Origin of the sequence: Paraburkholderia sp. GAS82 (assembly GCF_050436285.1) — a bacterium.
Taxonomy (GTDB): Bacteria; Pseudomonadota; Gammaproteobacteria; order Burkholderiales; family Burkholderiaceae; genus Paraburkholderia; species Paraburkholderia phenazinium_B.
This window is the reverse complement of the sequence record NZ_JBNDLX010000005.1, coordinates 591,804-604,991: the sequence shown is the minus strand read 5'-3', so window position 1 is coordinate 604,991 and position 13,188 is coordinate 591,804. Positions and strand designations below refer to the sequence as shown.

The 13,188-nt window shown below is 60.0% G+C and carries 11 protein-coding genes; 8 read left to right on the top strand and 3 right to left on the bottom strand.

Features of this window, described 5'->3' with window-relative positions; genetic code table 11:
* The 6 genes from P3T17_RS19170 to P3T17_RS19145 all read left to right on the top strand — a co-directional run.
* Nucleotides 1-575 (top strand): phospholipase D-like domain-containing protein (locus P3T17_RS19170; protein WP_429408520.1); only part of this gene is annotated, 575 nt, incomplete at its 5' end.
* A gap of 78 nt (nucleotides 576-653) precedes the next feature.
* Complete coding sequence (locus tag P3T17_RS19165) at nucleotides 654-1,859, top strand: SEL1-like repeat protein (RefSeq protein ID WP_429408541.1); 1,206 nt, start codon at nucleotides 654-656, stop codon at nucleotides 1,857-1,859.
* 34 nt (nucleotides 1,860-1,893) lie between these two features.
* Complete coding sequence (locus tag P3T17_RS19160) at nucleotides 1,894-2,136, top strand: hypothetical protein (protein ID WP_174567541.1); 243 nt, start codon at nucleotides 1,894-1,896, stop codon at nucleotides 2,134-2,136.
* Nucleotides 2,137-2,139: 3 nt separating this feature from the next.
* Nucleotides 2,140-3,417, top strand: a complete 1,278-nt coding sequence (locus tag P3T17_RS19155) for an SEL1-like repeat protein (RefSeq protein WP_429408519.1) — start codon at nucleotides 2,140-2,142, stop codon at nucleotides 3,415-3,417.
* Between the two features lie 776 nt (nucleotides 3,418-4,193).
* Complete coding sequence (locus tag P3T17_RS19150; protein WP_429286152.1) at nucleotides 4,194-4,670, top strand: RHS repeat domain-containing protein; 477 nt, start codon at nucleotides 4,194-4,196, stop codon at nucleotides 4,668-4,670.
* On the top strand, nucleotides 4,670-4,945 hold the full coding sequence (locus tag P3T17_RS19145) for a hypothetical protein (RefSeq protein ID WP_074266390.1): 276 nt from the start codon (nucleotides 4,670-4,672) through the stop codon (nucleotides 4,943-4,945). Before P3T17_RS19150 ends, P3T17_RS19145 begins: the two co-directional genes overlap by 1 nt.
* 118 nt (nucleotides 4,946-5,063) lie before the next feature.
* Here P3T17_RS19145 and P3T17_RS19140 read toward each other — a convergent pair whose 3' ends face one another.
* The 3 genes from P3T17_RS19140 to P3T17_RS19130 form a co-directional block, all read right to left on the bottom strand.
* The gene (locus P3T17_RS19140; protein WP_074266389.1) at nucleotides 5,064-5,864 is read right to left on the bottom strand and encodes a family 1 encapsulin nanocompartment shell protein; all 801 of its coding nucleotides are present in this window, start codon (nucleotides 5,862-5,864) and stop codon (nucleotides 5,064-5,066) included.
* Entirely contained in the window at nucleotides 5,857-6,930 is a 1,074-nt protein-coding gene (locus P3T17_RS19135; protein WP_429408518.1) for a Dyp-type peroxidase, read from the bottom strand. The genes P3T17_RS19140 and P3T17_RS19135 overlap by 8 nt, the downstream gene beginning before the upstream one ends.
* A gap of 251 nt (nucleotides 6,931-7,181) precedes the next feature.
* Nucleotides 7,182-9,119 (bottom strand): FUSC family protein, encoded by a 1,938-nt coding sequence (locus tag P3T17_RS19130; protein WP_429408517.1) that lies wholly within the window; start codon nucleotides 9,117-9,119, stop codon nucleotides 7,182-7,184.
* Between the two features lie 848 nt (nucleotides 9,120-9,967).
* On the opposite strand from P3T17_RS19130, the gene P3T17_RS19125 reads away from it, so the two are divergent.
* Both P3T17_RS19125 and P3T17_RS19120 read left to right on the top strand, forming a co-directional pair.
* Nucleotides 9,968-11,116 carry a porin gene (locus tag P3T17_RS19125; RefSeq protein ID WP_429408516.1) on the top strand — a complete coding sequence of 383 codons (1,149 nt, stop codon included), beginning with the start codon at nucleotides 9,968-9,970 and terminating at the stop codon, nucleotides 11,114-11,116.
* Nucleotides 11,117-11,594: 478 nt separating this feature from the next.
* Complete coding sequence (locus tag P3T17_RS19120) at nucleotides 11,595-13,172, top strand: ABC transporter substrate-binding protein (protein WP_429408514.1); 1,578 nt, start codon at nucleotides 11,595-11,597, stop codon at nucleotides 13,170-13,172.
* Nucleotides 13,173-13,188: the final 16 nt, after the last annotated feature.

Sequence of the window (13,188 nt, the reverse complement as noted above, 5' to 3'; positions counted from 1 at the left end):
TGCAGGATGTCCGGAAAGAGGTTACGGCGGCGAACACGCAGATGCGAAACGCGAGCAGCCCGCGGGAACGGGCCGACGCGCAACGCGCCGTTGACGCAGCGCAAGCCAAGCAGGCGAGGCTGCAACACGAGTATGACGACAACCTCAACGCAGGTAAGGAGGTTCTGCCGCAGCCGATTCCGGGTCTCAAGGTTCACGTCTGTTCGCTGGTTGCGCCCGACTCGCCGCCTGGTAGTGCGTGGACGCCAGTTTACGTTCACAGCAAGATCATGATCGTGGACGACGTGTTTCTCACGCATGGTTCGGCCAACATCAACCGGCGCAGCATGGAGGTGGATAGCGAACTGAATATCTGCCACGAACGGATGGACGTGACGCAGCCGCTGCGAAGGCACCTTTGGAATATCCATACCAAGGGGCTTCAAGGCGCGGTATCGGACTCAATTGAAACGGCTGCTCAGGGTTGGGAGTACATCATCAGTCGGAATGCAAGGCGAGAGAAAAACGGTGATGTACCGCTTGCGTCACTTGTCGGTTTCATGTGGACGGGCAAGAGCCGTTTGCGGCTGGACTGAACGATGAAGAAACGAAGCACATCAATTGCGACCTGTCTGGCGCTTGCGCTCAGCGCCTGTTCGAACAAGGATAATCCGATGCCCACTCAAGCCGAATGGAGCGCCGTGCGCGCGAAACTGGCCTTTACCTGTGCCCACGAGGCGGACCACCTTCCGCCTCTCGATCCGCGGGCTGATACGCTGTTCAAATATGCCCTGTTCCTCGAAAAGAAACCCGGCCCGAAAGACTACGATGCGGCCGCCCGCTATTACCGGATTGCCGCCGCGTATGGTCATTACAAGGCCAACCACAACCTGCAACTGCTAGTGTCCACCGGACAGGCATCGTCGCCCCACGCGGCCACGGAAACGATTGACCTGGCCGAACAGTTGATTGCTGCGGGTATCCCGGGCGGCTACTACGACATGGGCCACTACCTCGAACTCGGCTATGGAGTGAAGCAGGACGAGAGGAAGGCGAGGATCTATTTCCGCAAGGCCGCAGATCTCGGTAGCCCCGAAGGGCAATACTATGTCGGCGACCTGCTTTCCCCAAAGGATCGCGCGCCGGACATTTCGCGGCAGATGATGGAATGTGCGATCGATCAGGGATATGGCGTGGCTGGCAGCTATCTGGGTATCGACCTGATGGACAGCAAATTCTACGCAGAAGCAATCAAAGTGTTCCAGAAGGGGGCACAGGCGGGCGACGTCCAATCGGCATTTGTTCTGCAATACGGCTTCAATACCAGTGATCCGTCGAATATCGCTTCTTACATTGGGGAGTCCAAGGACGCCGAACGCTCGCGTCGTTATGAGCTGATCTGGAAGTTCCTGGACAGTCACGACGGTCTCAATCCGAAGGTGCCGGACATCGACCAGATCGTGCCGCTGCCCCCCGCGAAGCTGCCGGAGTGGGATGGTACGTTCCAGTGGCAGAAGGAGCAGGACGCCGCCCAGCCACCGCAGAAGCCTGCCGAGTCGCTGGTTACAAAGCTGGCCCGTGAGAAAAACCTCGACCCTGCGACGGGCCTGCCTCTCACGCCGGCTAAAAAGGACAACCGTTTGCCGCTTGGCGCCACGGCTCGCACCAACGAGTTCTGCCCGCAGGATGGCGTCTGGCGCGCGAAACAATGGGCGGGTTTCAGTCCGGACGCGACACAGCGTATCGGCAAGGGAGAAATCATGCCGCGCCTCACCATAACCCAGCCGCGTGCCATACCGGGACTCGACGCGTTGCTTGGGATGCGCCAGCACCATACCGATGTGACGTGGAGCCTGGTTGCCTACAGCGACGAGGCGTAGGACACCCGGTTCGGCCAACGTCGACCGGCGCAGCATGGAAGTGGACAGCGAACTGAACATCTGTCACGAGCGCATGGACGTGACGCAGTCGCTGCGAAGGCACCTGTGGAATATCCATACAAACGGGCAGGGGGTGCAGGATGACCCTCAAATCGCGAGCAAGTATTGGGAACAGACAATTGCTCGAAATGCCGGCAATCAAAAGATCGCACTAGCTCCCATCGCATCACTCATTGGATTCATGTGGACTGGCGCGAGTCGTTTGCGGCTGGACTGAACGATGAAGAAACGAAGCAAATTAATTGCAATCTGCCTGGCGCTTGCGCTCAGCGCCTGTTCGAACAAGGATAATCCGATGCCCACTCAAGCCGAATGGAGCGCCGTGCGCGCGAAACTGGCCTTTACCTGCGTCCATGAGGCGGACCACCTGCCGCCGCTCGATCCGCAGGCTGATACGCTGTTCAAATATGCCCTGTTCCTCGAAAAGAAACCCGGCCCGAAAGACTACGATGCGGCCGCCCGCTATTATCGGATTGCCGCGGCATATGGTCATTACAAGGCTAACCACAACCTCCAACTGCTAGTGTCCACCGGGCAGGCATCGTCGCCCCACGCGGCCACAGAAACGGTTGATCTGGCCGAACAGTTGATTGCTGAGGGCATCCCGGGCGGCTACTACGACATGGGTCACTACCTCGAACTCGGTTACGGCGTGAAGCAGGACGAGAAGAAGGCGCGGATCTATTTCCGCAAGGCCGCTGACCTTGGTAGCGCCGTAGGGCAATATTATGTCGGTGACCTGCTTTCCCCAAAGGATCGCGCGCCGGACATTTCACGGCAGATGATGGAATGTGCCGTCGATCAGGGATATGGCAAGGCTGGCAGCTATTTGGGCATTGACCTGATGGACGCCAAACTTTATGAGGAAGCTGTCGAGGCGTTCCAGAAGGGGGTGCAGGCTGGTGATGCGCAATCGTCGTCATTTCTGCAAAATGGATTCGATACGAATCCATCGGATGAAATCTATTACGTCGGACAGTCCAAAGATTCTGAACGCTCACGCCGGTACGGACTGATCTGGAAGTTTCTCAGCGACCACGATGGCCTGAATCCGAAGGTCCCGGACATCGACCAGATCGTGCCGCTGCCCCCCGCGAAGCTGCCGGAGTGGGATGGTACGTTCCAGTGGCAGAGGGAGCAGGACGCCGCCCAGCCACCGCAGAAGCCTGCCGAGTCGCTGGTTACAAAGCTGGCCAGTGAGAAGAACCTCGACCCTGCGACCGGCCTGCCTCTCACGCCGGCTAAAAAGGACAACCGTTTGCCGCTTGGCGCCACGGCTCGCACCAACGAGTTCTGCCCGCAGGATGGCGTCTGGTGCGCGAAACAATGGGCGGGTCTCAGTCCGGACGCGACACAGCGTATCGGCAAGGGAGAAATCATGCCGCGCCTCACCATAACCCAGCCGCGTGCCATACCGGGACTCGACGCGTTGCTTGGGATGCGCCAGCACCATACCGATGTGACGTGGAGCCTGGTTGCCTACAGCGACGAGGCGTAGGAAAAATCACGCCCTGTGATTTTTGAGCAGGGATCGATATTTAAAAGCTGAGTGGAAATGCGACCATGGAACCGCGAAGGTATCACGGTGATCTGTGTCTATAAGCGTAGGCGCCTGCCTCTCGCCAGAATCCTGGCGGCGGCAGAGGCAAGGGGCGGACGGTGCCTGTTGCAGGAATACGTGAATTCGTCCACGCCGTTGCAGTTTGAGTGCGCTGCGGGACACCGGTAGTGGGCGCTGCCGGTGCGCGAATCTTGGACGGTCGAAGAAGCGGAGCAAGCGTCTGAAATGCGATTTTGCAGGATGAGTGCGGACTGACGTTGCCCCCGTTGCACGCATCCCTCACTGTATTCCTTGGTTCTGACCTACACCGAAGATACTAAGCAGTTGATCATGCAGGCTGTAGATTCAGCCAAGCTGGCTCCTCTAGTGAGTGGAGTTATGGAAGTACCGTCTTTTTTAGACGGTGACGAATTCAAGTTTGACGATGAATTGGCGCGACAGCTTGGAGTTGTGGTGCTCAATGTGATTGCAGCGGGACGACCGAACCTGTCCGCATTTTTGTGTGCAAGGCGAGTTATAAACGTTACTCGGCCAACATCGGCCTGATCTACTCCGAGACGACCCGTACAGGGACGTTGCGCAAGTTCGGGTTTGATTACAAAGGCCGGATGGTGCTGGTGAACTAGTTCGCGGTCGATAACATAGGGCCGGACAAGCTAAAGATCGATTTTCAGTATGACGATAACGATCGCATTGTTGCCACGGTGGATCCGTTGGGCAATGCAACGCGGTACGCGTACGACGGCAAGGGGAATCTTGCTTCGGTAACCCATCCCGATGGCGTGCCAAGGCTCTGCGTTGAATGCTATATGGCGTGGAAAGCGAAACTGCCGGGGAAGCTGTTTGGCGACGAATTGAGCGAGGCGTTGCCGGATTGGGGTGAGACAACAGAGCTGATGCTGAGCGATCAGGCGCAGATTCCTTATCCCGCTCTGGTGCCGGATTTGACCAGCTCTGCGAAGAGATCAACGCTCTATAGCGCGCTGTTCGGAGCTGGCGGCCGTGACGGTGGAATGGTTAAATGTGCAGGTAGCGGTGATAAAGAGTGGCTCGAGGCGGAGTGTCATGCGAAGTATGAGCGCGATATGTTCAAATGCAACGCGCTTGCCAAATATATGGGTGGGTTGGCTGGCCTCGCGCTTTGCAAGCAGAACGCATTTGCTGACTATCAAGATTGCAGGGGGCACTGATGATTCAATTTCCGCCATGTTCCGTGGTAGTAACCTATGACCAGGATCGTCAGCAGTTGATCCTGCAGTCGGTCGAGAAAGCGAGGATGGCCCCTGCTTTGAAAGGGGCAATTGAAATGCCCGTTTTGCTGGACGAATTCGAGTTCAGACTCGACGATGAATTTGCGCGTCGGTTTGGTGCTGGCGTGCTCAGTCTGATCGCACTAGGTCAGCCTGACATAAAGCAATACATGACTTTTACAGAGGCACCGACCGACAAACCGTCAGAAGAGTAAGCAACTGAGGTTCGGTGCAACGAGCGAACGATGTACGATGGTTGCACCGAGATCACCGGAGACGATTGCGGCCCGTACTTCTATGTGGCCCCTATCCTGCGGCGCCTCCGCAGCACCCTCACTCCGGCAACACCGCCACCGAAGCCTCACTCGTCAGCATCAAAAACGTCAACGTTTCCTGCAGATACAGCCTCACCACCTGATCCGTATGACTGAGATACCCAATCGACAGATCCTGCCCAATATGCAGATCGAAGTCGCCACCACGTGTGGAAAGCACGCTCCCACCATCGATAGCTGGCGCCCAGATAATCTCGGTATTCACCAGTCGCTTGAGATGCGCGAGCACCGGATACCCTTGGTCACTCGCCTCGCTAACAGCCGTATACGCATCCGCGCCCAGCAAAACCGAATACGGCCCATCGACCCCGGCAAGACGCAATTGCTCGAGCGCCTTCGCGATCACCGCGGGATAGTCGCTCAAATCCGCCGGCAGACTCAGCTTGGGATTCGACGAGCCCTCGCGAATGCCGACAATATTCGCCGCCTTATAGCCGTCGAAAATCGCACGGTCCTCGGCATAGGCCAGTTGTTGTGCAGCATCTTTCGCCGGCTGCCAGTCCGAGTCTTCCGCGCCACGTTCCACATCGTCGATCGCGTCGCGCGTCAATTCGAACGGCACGCGCAATTCCACTAGCGCTTTCACTTCGCGCTGCCGCGCACTGATACCAGGCTGCGGCGGCGCAATAGTGGACTGATGACCCGTGCCAACAGCAGACAGACTCGGTCCACCAGGCCCTTTCACATCGACCACACGGCGACCCGCCACAGAACGTCTGAAGGTCCGTGCGACTTCTTCCTCGATCTCCGACCAGGCGGCCGCGGATATAGGCGCGAGTTCGCGATGCAGATTATTCATGTTGAGGTGCTCCTTTGAGAGAGCCGATGTTCAGCGAACCATCGCTGAGCGGTTCGGCAGACGGCGGGGATTCGGGTTCATTGACGGGTGTCGCTACTGCGGCCGGATCGCGCTCGGCCAGCGCTTCAAGCAGGGGAGCCGAAGGCACAAAGAACAGGCCGCCCGTGACCGCGCGGCTGTAGTCGAGCAGCCGATCATAGTTGCCAGGCGGCCGGCCGACGAACATATTTTCGAGCATCTGTTCGATCGGCGCAGGCGAGCGCGCATAGCCGATAAAGTACGTGCCGAACTCGCCGAAGCCCGGTCGGCCGAACGGCATGTTGTCGCGCAGGATTTTGACCTCTTCGCCGTTGTCGTCGATCGTCGTGAGCGAGCTGTGCGAGTTGGTGGGCTTCACCGCCTCGTCCAGTTCGATGTCGGAGAGTTTGGTGCGCCCAATGATGCGCTCCTGCGTCTCGACCGACAGCCCATTCCAGCCGGTCATGTCATGCAGATACTTCTGCGTGAGCACGTAGCTGCCGCCGGCAAACTCGGGATCTTCCTCGCCGACCACCGTGAACGTGACAGCTTCGTTACCGGTCGGATTCTCGGTGCCGTCCACGAAGCCAATCATGGCGCGCTGATCGAAGTTACGAAAACCGTGGATTTCATCGACCGTGGTCACGGCGCCGCTGAGGCGGCCCATCAGTTGCGTAGCCAGCTCAAAGCACAGGTCCATCTGGTTGGCACGGATGTGCAGCAGGATATCGCCGGGCGTCGCCACTGCGAGCCGCTCGCCGGAGCCGAATTCGCGGAACGGATGCAGCCCGGCTGGGCGCGGCGCGCCGAACAGCGCATCCCAAGCCTCTGAGCCGAAGCCGCAGACACAGGACAGGCCGCCGGCCGGTACACGCTTGCCGACAGAGCGCACCAGCGCGGCAATATCGGCACACCAGGCTCGCACGGTTTCACGACTGGCGGGGTCGGAGTTGATGGTCGCAACAATGAAGATTGCACTGGGAGTGACCTGCACGGACACCGCTTGTGGTTCGTGCGTAACAGCAGCAGGGATCGGGGTATCGGACATCGCTTCGGCCTTTCAGGCTGACAGGTCAGACAAGGTTGGTCGGGGTAGCAAAGGGAGACGCAGGGCCACAGGATATATCACCCGAGGCGTTGCGGAACGCCAAGGGTAGCAGGGTGCGGGGTTTTGTGCGTCGGAAGGAGGTGCAGCGAGAAGGCTGAACGTATCAATTCGCGCCGTTTATCCAGTCGTTTGAGACGAACAGGATGGACCGATAACGCTACCGGCCCACCGCGCGCAGCGCGAACTGAGTACTAGGCGCTCCTGGCTCGCAACGCCCAGTTCAGGCGCTTCTGCATGCTGGCATTGGGATGAGCAAGCCGGTCGGCGAGTTGCGCCACGGCACCGTCCAGTTGCGCCAAGGTCTGTGCATGGCCTCGATCAATGGCCATCTCCAACGCACGTGCGGTGGCTTCGAGCCGCTCGCCAGTTGCTGGCGAAGCGGGGGAGCCGTGATAACGCGCAATCATCGCGTCGAGTCGCGTGAGGATTGACGCGGCGTACGCCACGCCGGCATCGTTCGATACCGCTTGCCCAACATGCCCGGGCACAAGCGCGGCTTCGTCGGGCCGGCTCAGCACGCGGGCCCAGTGCAGGCAACTGAGCATGGATCCCGTAGCGAGTTCGACGCCCGGGTTCCACACGAACACCCGTTGGGTTTGCAACGGTCGCAATGCAACGCGCAGGTCATGCCAGCTTCGGTCCAGCGTGCGCATTGCCGCGCTTGCCGCGGTGCCGTCAAGGTGTCGCGCATCGGGTTGTGTAGCGAGCCGCACCACCTGCCGGAGTGCCGCGAGTACGGCGGCGATTCGCGTCTCGACATGGCGCGTCGCTGCGAGCGGCATCATCAGAATGGCGACGGCAAACGATACGACGCAGCCCACCATCACTTCCTCGATGCGCAACTCGACCAACGGCCCCATCGCAAAGCCCAGTTGTCCATAGACGAGGCCGACCAGAACCGTGATAAAGAACACGCCCGGCGCATACGCATTCAGGATGTAGTACGCCCAGCCGAACACGCACAGCACCATGGCCACGGCCATCAGCAGCGGCTCCCCGTGCAGCGAGGTTGCCAGCAGCATGCTGGCGAGTGCGCCTGCGAGCGTCCCGGCCAGCCGTTGCGCGCCTCGATAGACGGTATCGGCACGCGAGCGGGTGCCGAGAAACACGACGAAGGTGGTGATGACCGCCCAGAACCAGCGCTCCGGCGAGAGCGAGTGGCCGATCACCATGGCGAGCAAAGCCGCAGTGGTGGCACGTGCCGCCGGCAGCCAGGCGAGCTTCGAACGGATCTCGCCGATCCACTCGGCGGCGGTCTTTTTGCCGCGTGCTGCAGGCGACGTCTGCGAGACGCGCCGCGGCCGCGCGGCTTGCCTGAGCCGTTCGACGGCCCTGCGTAGCGGATTGGTGTCCGCCTCTTCCGATGCCGAGCCGAATGCGGTCTGTCCCGCCGCCACCTCGAGTTCGACGAGCCGTTCGCGCAGCGTAGCGGCGTCAGGAGGGTTCAGCAGTGCAAGTTGTTCTTCCAGCGCGAGCGCGGCCTCATTCAGTTCGGAGACGCGCGCGGCGCTGGCGACGCCAGGCATCTGCGCAGTTCGCGTGGCAGCCAACACGCGTTCGGCGCGCAGCATGACGGTATGCACCGCCAGGCGCAATGTCCGCTCGGCGTGTATCGGTACGATCAGTCGTCCGACGAGCGCCACCATCGCTGGGCCGACCGTCGACAACGCAATGGTCTGCGCAACCTGGGCGGCCGAGGGATGCAGATACAGCCCAAGATAGAACGTAACCACACCGATCATCGCGCAGCCAAGCGCTCGCGGACCGCAAGCCTGGCAGAGCATGCCGGCGAACATGACGAGCAGGAAGCCGGCATCGCCCGCGAGCGGATAGCGGCTCAACGCGGCGGCGACGGCGAAGTTCACGCAGCCGCACAGATAGAGGTTGAACAGGGTGACGAACCACGCGCTGCGGCGCGCGTCGCGCACGAATAGCGGCGCGATCATGCTGAACAGGACGCCGAGGGCAGCGAGGGTGATGGGCTGGTGATGACCGGCCGTCCATGCGACGCAGGCGATGCCGCTCAGGAGGCAGGCAAGCGCGGCGCGCAAGGCAGTGTGGAGGCGTACGAGTCCCGGGTCCGCAACCAGCAGGCGGCCGGCGACGCGTGAAAACGCGACAGCAATCATGATCGATGATATCCAGGCTAGGAGGTCGAGACCGGCTTGTGGCCGACTGCGACAGGGCGGATGGAACCGCCAGCTTCAGGCCGCCGACCTGGGCTGTGAGCCGGGATCACCGGCCCACAGCCCGCTCGACGACGGACTACATCACCCGCGCATGACCACATCGGTCGCAGGAAACGGCATCTGCGTAGCGGTGGCATGTTCGGGTTTTCCCGAATGATATCTGGTCAAAATTAGCTGCGTCCAGAAAAGCAAGGTGAATTCGCTATTTTTTATGAAGGCTAGTTGAAAGCTTTGGCGGCCACAGAACCTGAGACAGAGCCGGCTTTTAGACAGCACGGCGCGGCACGGGAAACGCAAAACGCAAAATGCAAAGCTCAGATGCGGCGATCCATGGCGATGCGATGCGCCCGCCCTTCAAATCGCAAAACCGGAAGTCTGGGATATCAGTTGCATTATTTAATCTGCGATCCTAATCAAATAAGCCGGTTCAAATTTCACACCAGGTTCGTTCTTTGGAGGCGTGAAATTTGGTGCGCTGCGCAAGCGATAAGGCAGCGTATCGCAGTACAAAACGTTGAGCTTTCAACGACGGTGGCAAAGCGCGGAAATGACTTCATTTAAGGGGTCTGCGCGAAGTCAATGCTGAGCATTGCATCTCTTCAGGTTGGTATTACACAACGCTTTTTCGCTTCCGTCTCAATCTCGATGGACGACCCGCCACGAGCGTGCAAGCATCCGTCCCGTTGCGTGTTTATGAACCGCAACCATCAACGAAGTTTGCCATTGAACCCTGCATGGCAGTTCGAAAAAAGCGCGTCGTTTATATATCCAAGAACCCGGAGATCGTAATGAGAAAGCAGTTCATTGCATTGGCTGTATTAGCCGCATGTGCCGCCCCCGTATTTGCCCAAAGCAGCGTCACGTTGTATGGCGTGATCGACCAGGGCATCAACTACACGAGCAACGTCGGCGGTGGCCGCGAGTTCGAGATGGCGAGCGGCTATGCAGAGGGCAGCCGTTGGGGTTTCAAGGGTTCGGAAGATCTGGGCGGCGGCATGAAGGCCATCTTCCAGTTGGAAAACGGCTTCAACGCAGGTACCGGCGCGCTCGCTGAGGGCGGCCGTCTGTTCGGACGTCAGGCATACGTTGGTCTGGCAAGCAACACGTACGGTACGGTCACGTTCGGCCGGCAGTACGACTCCGTGGTCGATTACTTCGCGCAAACCACCGCAAACGGCAACTGGGCCGGCTATCTGTTTGCCCACCCGTACGACAACGACAATAGCGACAACTCGTTCCGTCTGGACAATGCCGTGAAGTACGCGAGCCCGAATATCGGTGGCTTCCAGTTCGGCGGGGCGTACGCGTTCAGTAACGATACCGGCTTCGCCAACGATCGCGCCTACAGCTTCGGCGGTCAATACACCAACGGCGGCCTGCTGGTAGCCGCCGCATATATGCAAGCGGACAATCCTGGCGGGACCACTGGCGGCGCGATCACCACCAACGACGCGAGCTTCATTGCCGAGCGTATGCGCGTCTGGGGCGCCGGCATCAACTACACGTTCGGCCCGGCGACGGTGGGCTTTGCATACTCCAACTCGAACTACAAGAATCCGACGGCAAACGGCTACATCAGCACAACGGCGCCGCTCGTCATCGGTTCGACGCTGAACACGCTGAAGTTCCAGAACCTCGAAGTGAATGGCAAGTATCAGATCAGCCCGGCGTTCTATGTCGGCGCGGAGTACGTCTACACAATCGAGAACTTCGATGCCTCGACCGGCAACGTCAAGCCGAAGATCCAAACGGTCGGTCTGATGGCCGACTACAACCTCTCGAAGCGCACCGACGTCTACATCCAGGGCGTGTACCAGGACGTGACCGGCGACAAGACGAACTCGGTGCTGGACGACGGCTTCGTGCTCGGTACCGACGCACCGTCGTCGAGCTCGAGCCAGACCGTGGTTCGTGTCGCCATCCGCCACCAGTTCTAAATTTTTGCTCCACCACGCGGCATGATGTGACGCGACCGGCGTGACGTGATGTCCTTGGCAGGCTCATCGTGCATCGGAAGATTCACGATGAGCTTTTTTTCGTCCGCAGCATAAAGTGCCACGCGCCACTCCGGCGAACGCTTAATTGCGCTGTATGTGGGCCGCAAAGCACTTCCCAGGCGGTGCCTCGAGCACCAGAATGCGCCGCCTGGGTCTGGCAAACCCTTACCAGATCTCCTTGCGCTCGCCGTACAGCCCGTCCCGGCGGGCTGTGAGCCGCCTGCCTTCACGCTCGCAGCAATTCATGCTGTGAAGCGCTATCAAAACGATTCGTTTCGCTTGCGCGCGATGCCGAATCAGGACATTCCGTTAATTTTGCGGTGCTTAAATTCACTCAACCCGCAACGTTCCTCGAAATGACGGGCAAACCACGTTACACAACCGGATTCATTCATCCTTGGTCCCAGGAGCAGATTCCATGAACGACGACGAAATCAAACGAGCCGGTTTCAGCCGCCGCGACATGATGCGAGTATTGGCTGCAGGCGGCATGCTCGCGACGGGGGCCAGTGGTTTGCTGGCGGGCGCGACCAGCGCCTTTGCTGCCGACACGCCGAAGAAGGGTGGCAAGATTCGGGCTGCCTACGACTCCAGTTCGACCGCCGACACGCTGGATCCGGCCAAGGGCTCGGCTGGCGCCGACTACATCCGCTTCTTCATGTTCTATAGCGGACTCACGCAGTTCGACAGCAGCCTGACGCCGCAGCCGGCGCTGGCCGAGTCGTTCACCAGCAGCGACGCGAAGGTCTGGACCATCAAGCTGCGCAAGGGCGTGACCTTTCATGACGGCAAGGCGCTGGCGCCCGCCGACGTGGTGTACTCGCTGATGCGCCACAAGAACCCGGCGACGGCCTCGAAGGTGAAGTCGGTCGCGGACCAGTTCGACGAGGTCAAGGCAAGCGGCCCGGACGAAGTGCAGATCACGTTGACCGTGCCGAACGCGGACCTGCCGGCGATTCTCGCCACACCGCAACTCGTCATCGTCAAGGACGGCACCACCGATTTCTCGACCGCCGTGGGCACCGGCCCGTACAAGCTGAAGACGTTCAAGCCAGGTGTCACGACGGTCGGCACGCGCAACGACAGCTACTGGCGCCCGGGCAAACCCTACCTCGACGAGGTGGAGCTGATCGGTATCGGTGACGACGCGGCGCGCGTGAACGCGCTGCTCTCGGGGGACGTCCATCTGATCAGCGCCGTCGATCCGCGCGCAACGCAGCGCGTAGCGTCGACGCCGGGCTACGCGATCAAGGAGACCAAGTCGGGTCTCTATACCGACCTCATCATGCGGCGCGATAACACGATCACCGGCAACCCGGACTTCGTGGAAGGCATGAAGTATCTGTTCGACCGCGAACAGATCCGCACGGCGGTGTTTCGCGGCTATGCGGTAATCGGTAACGATCAACCGATTCCTCCCGGCCACCGCTACTATTTCGCCGGCCTGCCGCAGCGTCCGTACGATCCGGACAAGGCCAAGTTCCATCTGCAGAAAGCCGGCGCCGTCGGCTTGACGCTGCCGCCGATCTACGCGACTTCGGATGCCAACGGTTCAATCGAAATGGCCGAGATGATGCAGCTGACGGCGCAGAAGATCGGCGTCAACCTGGCGGTCAACCGCGTTCCTGCCGATGGCTACTGGTCGAATCACTGGATGAAGCATCCGCTTGGCTTCGGCAGTATCAATCCGCGTCCGAGCGCCGACGTGCTGTTCACGCAATTCTTCAAATCGGATGCACCTTGGAACGAGTCCGGCTGGAAGAATCCCCAGTTCGACCAGTTGCTGATTACGGCGCGTGCAGAAACCGACGACGCCAAGCGCAAGCAGATGTACGCTGACATGCAGACCATCGTCAGCAACCGGGGCGGCATCGGCATTCCTTCGTTTATCAGTCTGCTCGACGGTTACGACAAGCGCCTCAAAGGCCTCGGTTCGATTCCGACCGGCGGCATGATGGGCTTCTCGTTTGCCGAGAACGTCTGGTGGGAAGCCTGACCCGGCAGACCCTCCT

Bases quoted from the DNA above. Each gene is read 5' to 3' on its own strand.
- P3T17_RS19165 (WP_429408541.1), top strand. From the start codon at position 654: ATGCCCACTCAAGCCGAATGGAGCGCCGTGCGCGCGAAACTGGCCTTT.
- P3T17_RS19160 (WP_174567541.1), top strand. From the start codon at position 1,894: ATGGAAGTGGACAGCGAACTGAACATCTGTCACGAGCGCATGGACGTG.
- P3T17_RS19155 (WP_429408519.1), top strand. From the start codon at position 2,140: ATGAAGAAACGAAGCAAATTAATTGCAATCTGCCTGGCGCTTGCGCTC.
- P3T17_RS19145 (WP_074266390.1), top strand. From the start codon at position 4,670: ATGATTCAATTTCCGCCATGTTCCGTGGTAGTAACCTATGACCAGGAT.
- P3T17_RS19140 (WP_074266389.1), bottom strand. From the start codon at position 5,864: ATGAATAATCTGCATCGCGAACTCGCGCCTATATCCGCGGCCGCCTGG.
- P3T17_RS19135 (WP_429408518.1), bottom strand. From the start codon at position 6,930: ATGTCCGATACCCCGATCCCTGCTGCTGTTACGCACGAACCACAAGCG.
- P3T17_RS19130 (WP_429408517.1), bottom strand. From the start codon at position 9,119: ATGATTGCTGTCGCGTTTTCACGCGTCGCCGGCCGCCTGCTGGTTGCG.
- P3T17_RS19125 (WP_429408516.1), top strand. From the start codon at position 9,968: ATGAGAAAGCAGTTCATTGCATTGGCTGTATTAGCCGCATGTGCCGCC.
- P3T17_RS19120 (WP_429408514.1), top strand. From the start codon at position 11,595: ATGAACGACGACGAAATCAAACGAGCCGGTTTCAGCCGCCGCGACATG.